Annotated in this window: 13 protein-coding genes; 4 read left to right on the top strand and 9 right to left on the bottom strand. The window is 47.1% G+C overall.

The window, feature by feature from the left end; genetic code table 11:
• Window positions 1-325 precede the first annotated feature (325 nt).
• On the top strand, window positions 326-763 hold the full coding sequence (locus tag SVI_RS17505) for a hypothetical protein (RefSeq protein ID WP_013052979.1): 438 nt from the start codon (window positions 326-328) through the stop codon (window positions 761-763).
• A gap of 66 nt (window positions 764-829) precedes the next feature.
• Here SVI_RS17505 and SVI_RS17500 read toward each other — a convergent pair whose 3' ends face one another.
• From SVI_RS17500 to cutA, 8 genes are all read right to left on the bottom strand, one after another.
• Window positions 830-1,864 (bottom strand): aldose epimerase family protein, encoded by a 1,035-nt coding sequence (locus SVI_RS17500; RefSeq protein WP_013052978.1) that lies wholly within the window; start codon window positions 1,862-1,864, stop codon window positions 830-832.
• Between the two features lie 108 nt (window positions 1,865-1,972).
• Window positions 1,973-3,139 (bottom strand): galactokinase, encoded by a 1,167-nt coding sequence (gene galK, locus SVI_RS17495; RefSeq protein ID WP_013052977.1) that lies wholly within the window; start codon window positions 3,137-3,139, stop codon window positions 1,973-1,975.
• 364 nt (window positions 3,140-3,503) lie between these two features.
• Window positions 3,504-4,928 carry a solute:sodium symporter family transporter gene (locus SVI_RS17490; RefSeq protein ID WP_013052975.1) on the bottom strand — a complete coding sequence of 475 codons (1,425 nt, stop codon included), beginning with the start codon at window positions 4,926-4,928 and terminating at the stop codon, window positions 3,504-3,506.
• Window positions 4,929-5,050: 122 nt separating this feature from the next.
• Window positions 5,051-8,263, bottom strand: coding sequence for a glycoside hydrolase family 2 TIM barrel-domain containing protein (locus tag SVI_RS17485; protein WP_231847749.1), 3,213 nt, complete (start codon window positions 8,261-8,263; stop codon window positions 5,051-5,053).
• A 72-nt stretch (window positions 8,264-8,335) separates the two neighbouring features.
• Entirely contained in the window at window positions 8,336-9,382 is a 1,047-nt protein-coding gene (locus SVI_RS17480) for a TolB family protein (RefSeq protein ID WP_013052973.1), read from the bottom strand.
• A gap of 90 nt (window positions 9,383-9,472) precedes the next feature.
• A complete protein-coding gene (locus SVI_RS17475) occupies window positions 9,473-11,098 on the bottom strand; it encodes a cation:proton antiporter family protein (protein ID WP_013052972.1) in 1,626 nt (541 codons plus the stop codon).
• Between the two features lie 130 nt (window positions 11,099-11,228).
• Complete coding sequence (locus tag SVI_RS17470; protein WP_013052971.1) at window positions 11,229-13,079, bottom strand: protein-disulfide reductase DsbD; 1,851 nt, start codon at window positions 13,077-13,079, stop codon at window positions 11,229-11,231.
• Between the two features lie 95 nt (window positions 13,080-13,174).
• The gene (cutA, locus tag SVI_RS17465; RefSeq protein WP_041420065.1) at window positions 13,175-13,489 is read right to left on the bottom strand and encodes a divalent-cation tolerance protein CutA; all 315 of its coding nucleotides are present in this window, start codon (window positions 13,487-13,489) and stop codon (window positions 13,175-13,177) included.
• A gap of 437 nt (window positions 13,490-13,926) precedes the next feature.
• Between cutA and SVI_RS17460 the strand changes: the two genes are divergently transcribed.
• On the top strand, window positions 13,927-14,535 hold the full coding sequence (locus tag SVI_RS17460) for an FxsA family protein (protein WP_013052969.1): 609 nt from the start codon (window positions 13,927-13,929) through the stop codon (window positions 14,533-14,535).
• A 12-nt stretch (window positions 14,536-14,547) separates the two neighbouring features.
• Here the strand turns inward: SVI_RS17460 and SVI_RS17455 are convergent, their stop codons facing one another.
• Window positions 14,548-16,380, bottom strand: coding sequence for a protein kinase domain-containing protein (locus SVI_RS17455; protein WP_013052968.1), 1,833 nt, complete (start codon window positions 16,378-16,380; stop codon window positions 14,548-14,550).
• 337 nt (window positions 16,381-16,717) lie between these two features.
• On the opposite strand from SVI_RS17455, the gene SVI_RS17450 reads away from it, so the two are divergent.
• Window positions 16,718-17,062, top strand: coding sequence for a hypothetical protein (locus SVI_RS17450; protein WP_013052967.1), 345 nt, complete (start codon window positions 16,718-16,720; stop codon window positions 17,060-17,062).
• Between the two features lie 146 nt (window positions 17,063-17,208).
• The gene (locus SVI_RS17445) at window positions 17,209-17,883 is read left to right on the top strand and encodes a thiopurine S-methyltransferase (RefSeq protein ID WP_013052966.1); all 675 of its coding nucleotides are present in this window, start codon (window positions 17,209-17,211) and stop codon (window positions 17,881-17,883) included.
• The last annotated feature ends 140 nt before the right edge of the window (window positions 17,884-18,023 follow it).

Genomic DNA, 18,023 nt, shown 5'->3' with positions numbered 1-18,023 from the left:
ACGCTGATTCTGCATGAGTTTGTCTTTTATTTGGCTGGAGTCGAAGAAAAGGTATTGGTGGTTTTTTTGTCCCGGATTATATAATTTTTACCAAGAAAAACTTGAATTACTGAGTCTTTCAGCTAAATTCGATATTGACTGAGATGTTTAGATCACAGCGCCGCCTTACGGTGAAAAAGTAAGGCGATTTTCTTTTATCATGGGTCAACATTTGTACTTGTTGACCGAAACTACACTGGATGAGTGCATTGGTAGTGATTAGTTTAACTTGCTAGTGACTAACAAACTTCTTCCTGTATGTGTTGATTTAAGGGTATTGGCATATATGTATAACACGACAAAAACACCAGTATGGTATGGCGAATTAAGAACGGCACGAGGCAATGCAATTGTCATCCACGATAAGCAGTTTCCTGAAGCTAAAGCGGGTCGTATTTATCTTTATAATGCGGTGAGGGATACGATTATTGAGTATGCCGAAGATATTGTCTCGGGTAACCTTCACGACCTGGATAAGGCCAAGATCAAGGCTGCCGAAGATGCCTATGGTACTGCCTGGGATTCGGCCCGTTCAGAATTTATGGAGAAGCATCAAGGTTGGGTCGAGGCCAACGCCACTAAACATAAGCCTCTTATTACTAAGGCTAAGGCAAAATCAAAAAAGAAAAATGAGGTAGATACAGGGTCATCGGATAACGAGCCTGGCTCAGAGTGCCTAGATAGAGAGTTTGCTAATGGCTGGTCTGGTGAGGTCGAAGAATAGCTTGTCTAATCATTGAATCGCTGTAATCGCCTAGTTACTAAAGCCTAGGCGTTTTTGTTCATTTTTTTAAAAAGTATGAAACTCATAACGACTGATATGATGATAAACCTCTTCTGGCTTTATCCAAGGATCGGCCTCTAGGGTGGGCTGATTAGCAGCGTCTGGTAGTTGCTGGGGCTCGATACAGATGGCGTGATGTGATTTTAATGCTTGTCCACCTTTACCCGGATTTCCCCCAAGATAATTTGCTCCGTAAATCTGCACACTGGGCTGATTGGTATATAGAGTCATACTTCTGCCAGATTCAGGGGCGCTTAGACAGCCAAAGCGCGTTAATTCTGAGGCCGAAGAGTCCGTTAGGTAGCAATGATCTATTCCGGATGTAGACACAAACTCCTCATGGTTTTGGGCCATGGAGAAGGCCTTAGCTCGACGAAAATCTAGTACAGAGCCAGTAGCATTTTTCATTCCCGTGGGGATCCCATGGGCGTCCAGATCTAGCATCTTGGTACTGTCTATCTGTAATTGATGTTCTGCGTTACTCGTTGAACCGCTGCCTTCAAGATTGAAATAACTATGCTGAGTCAAGCTAATGGGGCAGGGCTTATTCACGGCGGCAAAGATCTCCATATAGAGATTATTCCCTACTAATCGATAATCTAGCTGTACGTTACAGATCCCCGGAAAGCCCATATCGCCATCAGGGCTGACTAAATTAAGACGAACGCCATCGGGCAGCGGCCCCATATGCCATTGCTTACGATTAAAACCTTCGGTGCCACCATGGAGGCAATTGCTCGCCTGATTAATATCTAACAAATATTCATCTTCACCGAAGCTCATCCTGGCATTGGCTACGCGATTGGCATATCTGCCAGCAATAGCGCCTAAGTGAGCGTCTTGCTTGAGGTAATCGTCAATTGAATCGCAGCCAAGTACGATATTGCCTCGCTCGCCATGACGGTCCGGAGTCCATAGGGAGCGTATTATTCCGCCTAGGCTCAATACTTCCATGGCTATGATGCCATTATCTATCCTGACACGTTCAATTTGACCACCACGAGGATCTGTCCAGGAGTCTAGCGGGCGAAAACGTACCATGAGATATCCTTAAATTGAATGATGTGAAGTATTGGTTACTAAGGCTAGCTAATTTATGAGCAATTATTATCCAAGGTAATAGTTCCTAGAGCCTTGGATAATAAGGTTTTAATAAACCTCTTCATTTACTCGGGTCGCGCCAGCACTGGCCGAACAGAGGTAAACAGTGGCTTCTAATCCTGTCTTTGTTGCGTATTGACTCTCAATTGCTTCGACCACTGCATCGGTCAAGGCATGATCCACTAAGGCCACGATACACCCACCAAATCCACCTCCGGTCATTCGCACGCCGCCGCGCTCGCCTATGACTTGTGAGATGATTTCGACTAAGGTATCGATTTCTGGCACTGTTATCTCGAAATCATCACGCATAGAGGCGTGGGATTGAGCCATCAGATCGCTTAATTTAGATATATTGCCCGCTTCTAACGCATGGCTGGCATGCTGAGTTCTGCGGTTTTCGGTTAGCACATGTCGTGCTCGTCGGTAGCAGACATCGGACAAGTCAGATTTAGCGGCTTCAAGTTGGCAGAGCTCAACATGTCTGAGGCTTTCTACTTCGAAGTGTGCGGCGACTTCCTCGCATTGCTCTCGTCTGAGATTGTATTCAGAGTTGACTAGTCCGCGCTGAACATTTGAATTCACTATGATCAGGCTCAGGCTATCAGGAATATGAACCGGTTCGCTGTCTAGGTCTTCGCAATCGATGAGCAGGGCATGATCTTGCTCGCCAAGGGCGCTGATCATCTGATCCATGATGCCACAGGCGCAGCCAACGTATTGATTTTCACCCCGCTGAGCCATCTGGGCTACGGCGAGTGGGGAAAGCCTAAGCTGGCTGCAATCATTGACTGCGGTGCCGAAGGCTACTTCTAAGGCGGCCGATGATGAGAGGCCAGCTCCTAAGGGCACATTACCAACCACAGAGATATCGAGTCCTTTAGCCGTGAGTCCGGATGCGGCCATGGCTGCAGTAAAACCTTTGAGGTAATTAACCCAGCCATCATCAGGATCCATGGTGCCTTCCTGTCCGAAGGTCCACTCTTTTATTTCTCCGGGGAAGGCATCGGATACGGCGCGATAGAGATCATCATCTCGGCGCTTTACGGCGAGGACCGTATGGAAATTGATGGCAGCGGGCAAGACAAAACCATCATTGTAATCTGTATGTTCTCCGATCAAGTTTACCCGGCCAGGTGCCAGGTAAAGATCGTCTGCAGTTGTGCCAAAGGTTTGCACAAATAATTTGTTCGCGCGCAGTGCGGGATTCGACATGCTTTAAAGCTTCCCTTATAAATTGTTTGCTCAATAACTGCCATTAGGCAGACGTTTAAATACGGCACTTGTTGACCGCTTCATTTTACTGTTTCATATCTAGCTTATGTATCGTCAACTAAATATGTAATTAAATATTACATAGGTTTTTATAGCATGAGTAAGCCAAGGCTGTAACTGAGTTTTTTCGATATTCTGATGTAATTCAGACAAATTGAGCCGTTTATCGTGGTTTTTAATCCTTTTTATAGGTTAACTTCTAGGTTTAGTGGGACATTCACCATAGAAGCAAGAGCGATGACTCAGGAATAAACTCCTTGAGCTCGCTCTACTTCGCAATACATTAGGACTTAGTCTTATGGACCTAGCTTTCTGTGATTGGGATAGGTGCTACCTCTTGGCCGCCGAAGACAAACTTGCTCAGTAGAAGGGTGACCAAGATAGTCGCAAATAAGGTTATCGCCATCATATGTATGAAGTGGAAAGGGCTCCACACGAAGGTGAATAGGGCGTATATCAATACCCCGAAGACCAGGCCAATCTTGATCGCCTTAGCGTTAACATTCTTAAACACCAAGGCGCAGATAAAGGCTGCTAGTACAGGCATAGAGTAGAGACCGTTGAGCTGCTGCAGCAGGGAGATGATGCTCTCCGATTGTGCAAAAACGGGTACTAGAGCGACGGAAATCAAGGTGAAGACCAAGGCCACACGTGTGCCTATCTTACGCACATCTGCATTGGGGTTGATGTAGTTCTGGTGGATATCACAGGTATAGAGAGCTGCTGCAGAGTTAAGGCAAGAGTTAAATGAACTTAACACAGCGCCGGCAATTACAGCCGCGAAAGCGCCGGATAACCAAGATGGTAATAGGTCACCTACCAACCTTCCATAGGCGACATCACCCACGTCACCATATAGCTTGAAAGCGACAATTCCGGGTAGGACGACAATGAAAGGCACGATCAATTTCATCACCACGGCGGCATAAAGCCCTTTCTGTGCTTCTTTTACCGACTTGGCGGCCAGGGCTCTCTGGGTGATCACCATATTGGTTCCCCAGTAGAAAATCTGAATGAAGACCATTCCTGTCAACAAGGTATGCCAAGGGATATCTGAGTTATCATCGCCAATAAGTGTAATGCGCTCAATGGGGATGCCTGAGAGATCCCAGTTAACTGCATTCATGGCCAGATATGAAACAATAATTCCCATGGCTATCAGACCTATGCCATTCAAAGTGTCGGATATGGCGATGGCTCTGAGACCGCCGAAAATGGCGTAGATGGCGCCGACAATGGCGAAGATGATGGCCAAGACTACGACGGATATTTGTAGGCCAAACATGGACTTCATAAACAGTGAGCCGGTGTAGAGCACCACAGGTAGCAAGATGAAGGCATAGCCCAGCATAAAGAGCACAGAGACCATGGCACGAATGCCCTTATCATTGTATTTTCGCTCCAGCAGCTCAGTCGTCGTGGTGCAGTTATACTCGTAGTAGATAGGGATAAGCCATTTTGCCAAGATGAGCAGGCCGATGGCGGCACCAATTTCCCACCAGGCAACCAGTAAAGCCTGGGCGCCGTTCATGCCGACTATCTGCTCGGCGCTGATATTAGTCATCATCAAGGAGCCTGCTACGACCACCCAACTCAGGCCTCCGCCAGCTAAAAAGTAATCCTTGCTGTCGTTGGCGTTTCGTTTGATGTTGCGACACTTGAGGTAGGTTATGAGTCCTACCGTAGCCGTTAGCCCTAAAAATATGACCAGTTGAATGATCTCTTCCATCTTGATTTCCTTTTTCTTATTCTAGGTTCACACTAATTTTCTGTTGTGGGAAGTCATCCTACGGCGGTTAAAACCAGTTGTTAAAACCAGTATTTATGCCAGCAGGATAACTCAGGTTAACACTAGTCTCTGGCCAGCTGCTGGAGTTGGCTACTCGAGTCGATGGGCACAAGAGTAAATTCGAAACTCATGGGCTGGGCCTTGATACGATAGGGTTCATGGACTTGTCTGCCCCATGAGGTATCTCCGCCTACACCCATCTGTTTGTAATCGATATTCCAGGTCACATAATCCCGAATGGGGATTTCGGCGCCATGATTTCGGGTCACAGGTACTAAGCCTGAAGCCGAGCTTTGAGCATCACCGCTTCTAAAGTCGATATCGGTCTGAGAGAAGGGCCATAGGCTGGTTTGTAACTCTTTAGCGGCGATGGCCATCAGGCCGCTTCCTGCATGATTAGTTACGGCTGCGTATCGAACCTGAGTTCGCTGGCCTGTTTCCTGTGGACGTGAGTAGCGGTGATATAACTTTTCGATAGGCAGTTGATACCAACCAAGTGGGTTGCCTGTGTATCGGTCGGCGTAAGTTTCTTCAGGACCGCGGCCGAAGTAACTCATGAATCGTCGGTCGAAGGGCAAGCGAGTGCTAAAGCCAAACCTGGGTAGATCCGCTAAATCCTTATTACCCGGCTCAAATTGGCTGTTAACCACTAGCTCTCCCTTAGTATTGAGCTGGTAGAGGGTGCTCAGGCTAAAGCCGAGTTTGGGATGGACTTGGGTGACCATAAGGCCTTTATTGTTAACCTTATCGATGGACTCGAGTTCAAGCTCAGATGCTGCATCTTGCCAAATTCCGCCCCATTCAGGCAGGCCATTACCGAGATCATTATCTGTTGGTGCTCGCCAGAAATTGACCATTAGGGGGGCGCTTATCTGAGGCTCTCCACCTGTGGTGACTCGGGTTAACCAGCCGGTATCTTTAGAGATGGCGTAGCTATTTTCATTGAGACTCAAGAGCCATAGGTCTGGGGTTTGGCTAATTTTGCTGGTGTGGCTTATCTTGCTTATCCTGGGTGAAGCCTGCTGGATCTCAAATTGCTCGAAGGCCAGTCTGTGACCCGAGGGCAACATGGGTTGTGGTGAATCGATTCGTGCGGTGACGAGTAGATGATAGTCGTAGTGTTTATTAAGCTTTAGTGCTTGCTCAGATCCGAGCTGGAAGTCGACAGTTTGACTCTTTCCGGCTGGAATTACCGGCATCTTCATCTGGCCGGTGTGGATTGATAGTCCATCTTGTTGCAATGACCAATTTAGCTCCAGACCCGCTGTGTTCTTAAAGTCGTATTTGTTACTCAGGTTCAAGCTTACCCTGGCGCCATCTATTCGAAAATTATCGAATCCAATAGGCTGATATACCTTCTTTACTTGGCTCAGGTGTGGATGAGGGTTGCGGTCGGGATCAACCAGGCCATTATTGAGGAAGTTGCCGTCGGTAGGCATATCTGGCTCATAGTCCTTGCCGTAGGCCCAATATCTTTGGCCTTTATCATTGGTGAAGGCCAGAGATTGATCGGCCCAGTCCCAGATAAAGCCACCTTGCAGGTTAGGGTACTGCTCGATGACATCCCAATAGTCTTGCAAATTACCCACAGAATTGCCCATGGCATGGGCATATTCGATCATGATTAGTGGGCGATCAGAATGATTCTTAGCATACTTTTCTATGCGTTCTATGGACGGATACATGGGCGCGACTATGTCGGTATAAGCTTGTGTGCCTGCCGGTTCATATTGGACCGGACGACTGGGATCTCGCTGTTTTACCCAGTGGTAAAGAGATTCGAATAACTTGCCTTCCCCAGCCTCGTTGCCCAATGACCAGATGATGATAGAGGCATGATTCTTGTCCCGCTCTAGCATACGCTCGACCCTAGCTTGGTGGGCTGGCAGCCAGCTCATCTCGTTGCCGAGCTGAGTCTTCTCGTCGATTGCCAGTGGATGGGATTCAATATTGGCTTCGTCGATAATATACATGCCATATCTGTCGGCGAGTCGTAGCCAGTAGGGATCGTTAGGATAGTGACTCGAGCGCACGGCGTTGATATTGCTTTGCTTCATCAAGCGTATGTCTTTTTCCATACTCTCACGGCTGACCACATGACCAGTTTTGGGATCTGTTTCGTGGCGGTCGACACCGCGTATTGTGATGGCCTTGTTGTTCACCAGTAGCTGGCCGCCTTTTATCTCTATATGGCGAAAGCCTATCTTCTGACTACTGGATTGGAGTAATGCTCCATCTAGGTCTCTTAGGTTGACGATAAGCTGATACAGGTTTGGTGTCTCGGCGCTCCACAGTTGGGGATGCTTGAGGGTGAAATTGAACAGCTCATCTTTCTGCCCGCCTAAACTGAGTGATTTAGCCCCTTTAGCGATATCAATGCCAGTGGGGGAGATGACTCGGTAATCTAGGGATATCTGCTTCTCTTTATGATGGTTCTTGAGCTTGAGTTTAAGTGCCATATCGGCGCGACTAAGATCGCCGTTGAGCCTATAACTTGCATCGATATCGACAACTCTCTGTGGCTCAGTGGCGTAAAGATACACATCTCTCTCTATGCCACTCATACGCAGCATATCTTGGCTTTCAAGATAACTGGCATCGCTCCAGCGGATGATCTTCATGGCGATCAGATTCTTACCCGCTTTCAAATAATCAGAGATATCAAATTCTGCAGGGGTCTTGGCGCCTTGGCTATAGCCCACTTCCTTGCCGTTGACGAACAAGGTGAAGGAAGATCGCGCCGCCCCAACATGGAAGAAGACCTGCTTGGCATTCCAGTTTTCGGGCAAGGTGATCACGCGTCGGTAGCTGCCAGTGGGGTTATGTTCGGTTGGCGCATTTGGCCAGGTCGTAGTGAAGGGATAGCGTTCATCTAGGTAGATGGCATGGCCGTAGCCTTGTGTTTCCCAGTTGCCGGGAACTTCAATGGTGCTCCAGCCTGACTCATCGAAGGAGTCGCTGGCAAAGTCAGATGGCACAGATTGAGGATTCTTGGCGTAATGAAATTGCCAGATCCCGTTGAGATCGAAAAAGTTGCTACTGTTACGGTACTCATCTTTAGTGGCCTTGCTGACCGAGCTGTAAGTAAAAAAGCTGGCGTGGGGGGCTTCTTTATTCACTTCAAAGATGGTGTGGTCTTGCCAACGATCGGCAGCCAAGGCGAGCTGGGCGGGTAGGCTCAAGCAGATGAGGCTAGCGGTTATCAGGCTAGTTAACTTGCTTTTTTTAGCTCGAGCAAAGCTTAACTCTGCTGGCATCTGTGTGTTAGGTATCAAGGTTAATATTCCTTTGTTATTGTTATCTTTTTCGCATTGATTCTATTGCTAAGTATTTTGCTATTCGGCTGCTTATTTTCTGATCCAGACGATGGCAATATGCTGTAGGTCTGGGCTGACAGCTATTCTTGAGGCGTAAACATGATGCTCAGATGGCACAGCTAAAGTCCCCACGGCTTGCCAAGTAGTTTTTTCCTTGGCCGATGACCAGGCCCTGAGTCGATTATCATCTATATTGAATATCCAACCATTGCTGCTCCAGGCGTAATCTTCGCTGCCATCATAGACAGAGACCAAAGGCGTGTGACTGCCAGATAGAGGCTCGAATCGCTTGATGATACGGTCGCCATCTTGTTGCTTATGCAGGTAACTGAAGGCTTTGTCGTTGGGAATTGCATGTATGCTGCGTCCGGCGTTTGCCACCACGAAGTGGCGTTCATCGGCGCCTAGTGTCAGATTTTCAGACGAAGGAATAGCTTCGAAATACAGGCTATAGGCATATCGAGCCCAGAGTAAGCTGCCTAATTCTGGGTGGTGGGCGTAGTAGCCAGTGGGGATCATGCTGTTGATGGCGCGGGTTCTGGGTTTGTCGCTCTCTTGCTGCCAAACACTCTGGTGGGGCACACCTTGTTCGACGATATAACGAATTCCAGCACTTGTGCCATGGGATTTCTTATCCGCCAGCTTATAGGCCAGTGGTTGAGGTGAGTATTCGCTCTCATCTGCTGTAAACGTCAGTTGTCTTATCTGAGGGGATGCGTTTTTAGCTAAATAGTATTCAAAGATGTCGTTATGCTCACCGCCTCTATCAGATGCGAATACTAAGCTCTGGCTATCGGCGCTAAATGCCGGCTGATTGTCATAGCCGTCTCGATTCGATATAGGCTTACCTATACCTAGCTGCCAATTGGATGTTTGCTTATCCAGCTGGAGAGGGTAGATCCAGATATCATAGCCAGCAGCGATAGCTGGGGAGGTAACTAAGGTGGTGGATAGTGCTAGCAAGGCGCCGAACACAGCTTGAAACAGTAGACTAGAACGATTGCCCGGGCAAGGGAGAAGAGCCTGTCCTAGGCCGCTGGTGCTATTTTGTGTTAACTCTGTATTGGCTTGGTTCACAGCAAGGTATTTCCCATCTTATGCAGATGAGAAATACCATACTAGACTGCTGGGATAATGTATACAATCTTAACTTTGTTGAATTTAGGCTTAACCTTTATTTTTCATCTCTGCGGCGTTAGATAAAGCCACATGAGACTCTGGCAGTAGGTCGTTGACTACATGGTCGACAAAACCGGCACCGGCGGCTTCATATAAATTGTATATGCTGTGGACTCCGGACTCTTTTAAAGATTCTCCATCTTCAGCAAATTGAACGATCGCGCTGAGTTTCCCCCGGTAATTTAGCCTGCGTAGCTGCTCTGCGGCAAATAAGTTACCTATATGGTGAGGCATGGCTAGCAATACGAGCTCCAGGTTCGGAGCATGTTCGAGCTTATCCCAGAAGTCCGTATCCGAGGCATCCCCTTGCACTACGTGACGTCCCTGCTTCTTGTGAAAATTAACTAGATCCAGTTTATGCTCTACGCCTAAGATTTCGCCGTCAAACTTGGCAGCTAATTCATCATAGGCACCGCTACCTATCCGGCCCATGCCTAAGATGAGGAATCTTGGGTTACCCACCTGAATAGGCCTGTCTTCCGGATGAAGGGGATGTTTCTCTAGTTTATGTAGTCGCCCTTGCATCTTGATGTAGAGACGATTAGAGGCGGCATTGAGCGGGGCGGCTAGCAGGAAGCTGATACTCAGGGCCACAGCTAAGATCACCATCCATTGTGGTGGCAGCCAACCCTTGCTGGTGGCTACGGCCGCGACGATCAAGCCAAACTCACTATAGTTACCTAAGTTAAATGAGGTCATGAGTGAGGTGCGGGATCTGAGTTTGAAACGGGTCAGCAGATAGAGAAACAGGCCTATCTTTAATGGGATCACTAACACTAAGATGGTCGCCAGACCTATGTCTGATACGCTAGGCAGGCCGTTGAGACCGACAGTCAGGAAGAAGGCGACCAGGAAGAGTTCCTTAAAGTAGAACAGGGACTTTGCCAGCTCAGAAGACTTGGGGTGGCCCGCTAATAAGATGCCGACAATAAGAGCGCCTAGATCGGGTTTCAGGCCAACAGCTTCAAATAACCAGCCACCGAGAACCAAGGCCATGACCAGGCCAAACAGCACTAGGAGTTCACCGTGACCGACACGGTCGAACGCCTTGTAAATAAGCGGCTTTGCAAAGGGAAGTAGGAGTAAACCGAAGGCCCACACCGAGGGGATGTCCCCCTTTGATATCGTCAGGAAGGCGACGGCGAAGATATCCTGCATGATGAGAATACCTATGGCGACCCGTCCATAGAGAGACTGCATGTCACCTTTATCTTCCAGTACCTTGACGGCGAAGATGGTGCTGGAGAAGCTCAATGCAAAGGCCAGCAAGGCTAGCTGGTTGAAATCCAGCCCCGTAAGCTGATCGAGTCCTATCATGCCGAGCAGCTTAAGCAGTGGGATGAAAAACAGCATAGATCCCATCAGGTGTAGGCTGGACCCTGCCCATACCTCAGCTTTAAATAGACTCCTGATGTCTAACTTCAGGCCGATGGCGAAGAGTAACAGGGTGACACCTAACTCGGCGAGTTGTTCGAGCAGGGGAAGGCTGGATTCATCTAGGCCAAACAGAAATAGTACAAAACCCGCAACCAGATAGCCGATCAAAGGCGGTAGTCCGACTCGGCTGACAAGCATGCCACAAGCCAGGGTGACGATTAGGATAGCGGGTTCCATGTTTCTCCAGTTTTCTTTTTGCAAATAAGAGTTAACTAGCTCTTATAGTATAAGAATTCGATGAAGTTTAAATGAATATTATGACAAACAAGAATAAGCCAGGTTCTAGGCCTGAAACCTGGCTTCACCATCACTGGCTCAAGAGAGTATCAAGGTGTTCGGAGAATTGAGCTGGTTTCATAAAACCTGTGACTCTGAGCTCATCCCGGTTCTCGCCTGATGGGTCAAACATCAGCAGTGTCGGTAGGCCCAATACGTCATAGTGTTCCAGTAGTTCGATATCTATATCATCATTCTTGGTGACGTCGGCCTGAAGAAAGACCAGGTTAGCCAGGCGCGCCTGAACTTGTGGGTCTTTAAATGTGATGGCTTCAAATTCCTTACAGGCCACACACCAATCTGCATAGAGGTCCAATAGCACTGGCTTACCTTGAGCCGCGGCTTTGGCCAATTCGGCGTTCAAGTCATCCAGAGACTTGATGCGCTTATGGGATATATGCTGTTCAGAGATTGCCGATACACTTGAGCCTTTATGACCTAAGTGTGTCATCACAGCCTGAAAGCCGTAGGAGAAGCTGGCAAGTAGCATTAATGTCAGCAGAATAGAACGGGTAGTCTGCTTCCAGTTAAACTCAGTGAGCTTATTCTGGTGCATTAAGTAACCGATTAAGGTGACTCCCCAGATGGACCAGAAAATATCTGAAACCAGCCCAGGCCAGATCCGGCCTATCATGACGATAGAAACGGCGATGAGCAGGAAGCCAAAGATTGTTTTTATCACATCCATCCAGCTGCCGGCTCTTGGCAGTAACTTTCCGCCAGAAGTGCCTATGATCAACAGAGGCAAACCCATGCCCATACTTAACACATACAAGGCAAGAAAGCCTTGTAGCAGGTCGCCTGTCTGTGCCACATACATGAGTGCACCGGATAGTGGGGCAGTAGTACAAGGTGAGGCGACTAGGCCAGATATAACCCCCATCATGAAGACGCCAATCACATTGCCGCCTTTTTGGTTATTGGAGAAGCTATTCATCTTCTCCTGCCATTTAGACGGGAGTTTTAGCTCATAGAGGCCAAACATAGACAGGCTGAGAACGAAGAACAAGACGGCCAGCGCTATGAGTACCGCTGGGTGTTGCAGTGCGGCCTGATATTTCATGCCTGCTGAGGCGACGACGAGCCCGAGCAGTGAGTAAGTGATCGCCATTCCCTGGACATACACCATAGACAGGCTAAAGGCCTTGGCCGTAGACAGTTTCTTGCCTTGGCCGACTATGATACCCGATAGAATCGGATACATGGGGAAGACGCAAGGGGTCAGCGCTAAGCCTATACCGAGTCCGAAGAAGATGACAAGAGTCCACAATAGGCTGTCACCGGACAACATCTGACTCAAGCTGTCTTGTTGAGTTGGGGTCTGTGGCGAGCTAGTTTCTGTGGTGGAAGTGTTAACTAGTGTCTCAGAATTGGCATCCAGTGAAACTGATTCATTATTGGCTTGCTGGTCATCATTGGCAGTGACCGCTTGTAAAATTGCCGTTCTCTTGGTCGGTGGGAAGCAGAGCTTATCTTCGGCGCAGCCCATAAATGTGACATCTAAGGAGCCGTCATTGGCGGCTTCCTTGATGGCAATTGGGATCTCGAGATAGGAATAGTAGACCTCTTGCTCGCCAAAATAATCATCTGTATGGGATCTGCCTTTCGGGATAGAGATCTCGCCCAGCGTTGCACCACGGGCTTCAAACTTGAGCTTGTCCCGATACATGTAGTAACCGTCAGCTATGACCCAGCTTACCTTGAGTTGGTTGCCTTCTTGGCTGAAATCGAAGACGAAGGCTTCATCCACTGGCATCAACTTAGGCTCATCTTTGAGGAAGTCGAATTTATTGCTACTGAAGATCCCCTCGCTGTGTGCCAAAGGTGTTAGCAGTAGGGAGGTGAACATTAATGTAATAGCTAAGGTAACTAATTTTTTCATGGGTGTGTGGTTTCTTGTTTCCATTTTAAATAGACGGTTAATTTTGGCTGAACATTCGATGACGCAATAAAGGGCCCTACACTCAGGCCATAGTATCAAGTTTCACGGATCCAATCTAAGTAGGCTGGTAACCCCCCTGTGATTGCCAGGGTAATTATCTCGGGTACCTGATAGGGATGAAGTTCTTGAATCTTTGCTTCCAGAGTCTGGTAGTTTTTTGATAAACATTTTATCTGCAGTGAAAATTCTTGCTCCTGACAAATGTTACCTTCCCATCGATAGACAGATGTCACCGGGGATGATATTTGGATACAGGCAGCAATATTTTCCTCTACTAAAGCATTAGCCAGTTGAGTAGCCGATTCTTGAGTAGGGCATGTGGTCATGACTAACATAAACTCATCTTGCATCTTTTCAGCGGTTCTCCCATAGAGAATTTAAAACTGTTTAAACAACATAGGTGACTTGAATGTGTTCAAAATCCATAAAGTTCAATAGAACTCAGTAAAACGTCGTACTTTAACGTGTTTAAGTCGCTTATACGTCATACTTTACGTTTATTAAAGCTTGCTGGCATATGGTAAGATTAAAATAGCTAGGTTAACACTTCAACTTGATTGCAATTTAACTCATACTCTTAAGCTTAAAATTAGTGGTTATTTAGGCCGATTACTAGTGAGCGCTAATTAGCGACTCTTTATGGTTTCGTTACCGATTAACCAAGGTTTTCCCTATGTCTTACTCGAGTTTTATTGAGTCTTACTTGAAAATAGACCCGGAAACCCCCATTTTGTTTTCATATTGAGTAAATAATTACTTATCAATTGCTAGAATTTGCGAGGTCAGTGTGTTTTTTCTTTTATTAGTTATTTTTGTTCTGGTGCCAGTCATTGAACTGAATGTACTGATCCGTGTCGGTGAGTCTCTAGGTAGCTGGACTACCATAGGTTTGGTTTTCTTCACTGCTATCGTAGGTGTATCTTTGGTTCGCAGCCAAGGGATCAGCACCTTAATGCAGGTACAAGAGAAGCTATCTCGAGGTGAGGCTCCAGGGCAAGAGATCGTCGAAGGTATGATGTTGGCGGTAGCGGGTTTACTGCTATTGATGCCTGGATTTGTTACCGATTTTATCGGTTTACTACTCTTGACGCCCTTCACCCGTATTCCCGTCGCCGGCTTTCTCTATAAGCGTATGCAGGTGAAAGTCGCCGCTAATGGTGGATTTCAAGCAGGCTTCGGTCCTGGTGGTCAAGCTGGCGGTCATCAGGGGGACAATCCATTTGGTAATCATGGCCAAGGTGCTAATCAAACCAGAAACCCAGAAGGTGGCGATACCTTCGATGGGGATTTCCAACATAAACCCGATCCTATCGAACAGCGTCTCGAGAGCCATCAGGTTCAGGATGTAAAAGAGGAAGATAAAGAGGGTAAAGAAGATAAAGATTCTAAGCACTAGAATCTTTACTTGTTAGGAACTTATTTTCGGGTTCTTCGGATAGAAATACTCTTCCCTGCTGTCTATGTGGCTGAATTTTCGCGTATTCTTGTAGGGGAGTTTCATAAAGCCAGATACTCCCTTCCCCTGAATTTTACCCACATGACTCAATATTCTATTTAAGCTGGCACGAAATGCTGCCTGCTTTCTGGGGTTGAGTAATCTTAGGTAACTGTGGATCTTCATATGCTTGGGTAGCACCTCGAAGATGATACATCCCGTATGGTGGATCTTATTTATCCAGACCAGCTCGGTCATTATTTCTGGGGGAAGTTCAAGGTTTTCGTCCGGGTCGCGGCCATCTTCGAAGTAGGAGTGCAGGCGAGATCTATCTTCCTGTGAGGGGGCACTCCCGACCTCAAACGGCAGTTGCTGCTCAGAGTCGATATCAAACGGTATGCTAGTGTCGTCCCGTTCCAGATGGAGCGTATTGCGGGCATTGAAGAAACAAGCCTTGAAGACACCTATGCGGCGGATCCCTCTGGCCAGAGTCACCATATTATTAACGGCTAATATCAGAGCCTGTTTCTCATCGGCGTTGTAGACAGCCAGATTTGAGTCGACAAAGATACCGGTTTCCCGCCAATGGATGGCTAAGCCTCCCGCGATAGAGTATTGGCTCAAGCGACCGACTGCGGCAATAAAGCCTTTCTCCGTATCTCCCATGCCAGCCATGAAGTTGCGGTAATATTTTTCCAGTTGCAGGTCGTCCATCTTATCTATGGGATCTTCTGTATTGTGCTCCTTGAGGAATGACTTCCTCGAGCTATATATCACAGTCTCAACATCTCGGTCTTCGGAAAGCTCCCAGATAGGTATCTCTTCAATTAATGCAGGCTTGGGAATATCAGGCAGATGCAGTCTATGGCTGTGAAGCATACTCTTGAGGAAGTAATCTCCGGCACGCTTACGCTGCTGTGGATCATCACTGAGCATACCGTCTAAGGTTCTGGCCAGTTCGACCGGAAGGCCGATTGAGGTAGCCTTGATTATCTTGCTGCCAAAACGGCTGGATTGCCCGGAGGCAATGGCATAGAGGGTCGCGGCCACACCTTGCTCATCGAAGCGAGTGCTAGATAGGGCACCGCTGAGCTGTTCTTCGCCAATAAAGTAAACGTCACCCATTCTGGCGTTAGTATGCTGATGATCGCTGGAGAGTAGATCCATCACGTTGCCATTGACTGGGTTTCCTTGAGCATCTCGTTGGGCGAACACAGCTGATCCCCAGTCTATGAGGGAGAGGTGATTATTTTTGATATCATAGACTAGGTTCGAGGGCTTGATATCACCGTGAACTAAGGGGCGACCATGGTGAAGATACTGAAGCACATGGGCAAGCTGCCTGGCGATACTCATCACCATATAAGCGGGTAACGCACCGAGTCTGAGGCAGAGCTGTTCCAGATCTTCCCCCGGAGCCCTGGCCATGACGAGAATTCCTTGCTTGCCAGCATGGGCAAACTTGATAGCTGGTGGGACATTAGGATGCTTGACCTGAGCCAGCATGAAGGCTTCCTCTTCCAACCTGTCTTGAACATTCTGTGGCAAGGTGACCCGAGAGAATTTAAACACATGAGATTCACCTTGAGAATTTATCCCGGCGAACACGAAACCATAGGCACCTTTACCTATGAGTGCTAAATCGACATATCCCAATTTCCCCAACTCTTGTTTACATAGCCTTATCCAAGCTCTGTGCTTTCGCGCATCATTTGCCTTGAGCAGATAGATGGATTGCTCTTCAGATATATAGAAATGCTGCAGTTGAGGACTAGGTTTAGGAGTTGTCTGTTTTGATGTGGTCATTTAGGGAGATAACACTCAGTCACTGAAGTAAGATCTGGCGTTCAGTATAGATCTAATCTTACATCAAATGCGAGGCCCATTGCCGTCAGTTCGTTTATCCATGAAGCCACTGCTTTTAACTCAAGGTCTTAATTTAGCAGCTTAGTAAGCTGGCTAACATTTTGGCTAAAACGAGTTGCTCAAAAATGTTCTCTCTGCCTATGGCATTATATTGGCGGCATCATTGACCTAAATCAATTCAGTTTTAAACCTTGGGATGTAATCTTATTCATTAAGAGAACAGTTTAATTGCCAAGGCAGATCATGCATCTGGCGGGGTTACTGAATAGGAGGGCATATGTCAGAAATTGATAAGGCTAGATTAATTGAATTATTAGCATTTCCAAGAAAACGCATTCTACAATCTATGGAGATGAGGTCTTGTCCTCATGCTGGTTTCTATAATGCTAACGATGAGCAGTGCCTCAACTGCCACCAGGAGATGGAGTGTGTATGGATGAACCATAATGATGAGCTGGTCGCGGTTGAGGAAAAATCGGTGACAGAGATTAAACAGCAGTTGCTCATCGCCGTCGATTTTGTCGATTCCAGTCTCACTCCCTATCATCTGTCGAGGCGAGATTGTGAATGTGATAATTGTGCCTGGCTGAAGAAAACGCAGAAATTCTTGGCTTTGAATTGATCCGCTTTATTGATTCTGGTTTATTTCTTCTGTTGTATTCAAGCTTTACACACGAGCAGGCTTCCTATTAGAGTATCGACCAAAGATAGCCTCCGCTCTCCAAGTCACCAGTACTGAATTGGACAGCCGTCGAATAGGACAGCAATATGGAACCCAGTTTTTGGCATGACAAGTGGGATGCAAAACATTTAGGTTTTCACTTAGGTGAGATCAATGCATTATTGATAAAATATTGGCCAGAATTAGCTTTAGGCAGTAATTACTCAGGCAGTGACATCAATGTGTTTGTCCCCCTGTGTGGTAAGTCTTTGGATATGTGCTATTTAGCTGAGCAAGGTCACAATGTGCTTGCCTGTGAGTTGAGTCAGAAGGCGGTCGAGCAGTTTTTCACTGAAAATAACTTACCCCACCAAATAGAACAATTAGATACCATTAATAAGTTCACTACCGAGCAGGTGACCATATTACAGGGGGATCTATTTACCTTAGATCCTGAGTCGTTTACTGAGATCAATGCCTTCTATGATCGCGCCGCATTAATCGCTTGGCCCGAGTCTATGCGTCTGGCCTATGTAGAGAAGATTGCTGCACTTATCCCTCCTAAGAGTATCGGCTTGTTAATCACCTTAGACTATCCCCAAGAGACACTTAAAGGTCCGCCATTTGCGGTGTCTGATGATTGGGTGATGTCGAATATGTCTGATACATTCGAAATTGAGAAGCTTAGTTGTGATGATGTACTGATGGATAATCAAAGATTCGTGAATAAGGGCGTGCCTTGGCTGAGTGAATCGGTTTATAAGCTAGTCAGAAAAGGCTAGGCGAGAACACCAACAAGTTGCCTAGGAGATACAGAGTAGACGCTTATTCTCGTTTTCTCGTTTTCTCGTTTTCTCGCTGCAGCTTTGCTGCGCTCTGTGAGGCAATAAAAAGCGACCAATAAGGTCGCTTTTCTGTTTTC

The organism is Shewanella violacea DSS12 (genome assembly GCF_000091325.1).
In the GTDB taxonomy this organism is placed as follows: domain Bacteria; phylum Pseudomonadota; class Gammaproteobacteria; order Enterobacterales; family Shewanellaceae; genus Shewanella; species Shewanella violacea.
This window is presented reverse-complemented; position numbering and strand designations above follow the sequence as displayed.

What these genes read in the sequence shown, in the direction of transcription:
- SVI_RS17505 (WP_013052979.1), top strand. Translation starts at nt 326, where the DNA reads ATGTATAACACGACAAAAACACCAGTATGGTATGGCGAATTAAGAACG.
- SVI_RS17500 (WP_013052978.1), bottom strand. Translation starts at nt 1,864, where the DNA reads ATGGTACGTTTTCGCCCGCTAGACTCCTGGACAGATCCTCGTGGTGGT.
- galK (WP_013052977.1), bottom strand. Translation starts at nt 3,139, where the DNA reads ATGTCGAATCCCGCACTGCGCGCGAACAAATTATTTGTGCAAACCTTT.
- SVI_RS17490 (WP_013052975.1), bottom strand. Translation starts at nt 4,928, where the DNA reads ATGGAAGAGATCATTCAACTGGTCATATTTTTAGGGCTAACGGCTACG.
- SVI_RS17475 (WP_013052972.1), bottom strand. Translation starts at nt 11,098, where the DNA reads ATGGAACCCGCTATCCTAATCGTCACCCTGGCTTGTGGCATGCTTGTC.
- SVI_RS17470 (WP_013052971.1), bottom strand. Translation starts at nt 13,079, where the DNA reads ATGAAAAAATTAGTTACCTTAGCTATTACATTAATGTTCACCTCCCTA.
- cutA (WP_041420065.1), bottom strand. Translation starts at nt 13,489, where the DNA reads ATGCAAGATGAGTTTATGTTAGTCATGACCACATGCCCTACTCAAGAA.
- SVI_RS17455 (WP_013052968.1), bottom strand. Translation starts at nt 16,380, where the DNA reads ATGACCACATCAAAACAGACAACTCCTAAACCTAGTCCTCAACTGCAG.
- SVI_RS17450 (WP_013052967.1), top strand. Translation starts at nt 16,718, where the DNA reads ATGTCAGAAATTGATAAGGCTAGATTAATTGAATTATTAGCATTTCCA.
- SVI_RS17445 (WP_013052966.1), top strand. Translation starts at nt 17,209, where the DNA reads ATGGAACCCAGTTTTTGGCATGACAAGTGGGATGCAAAACATTTAGGT.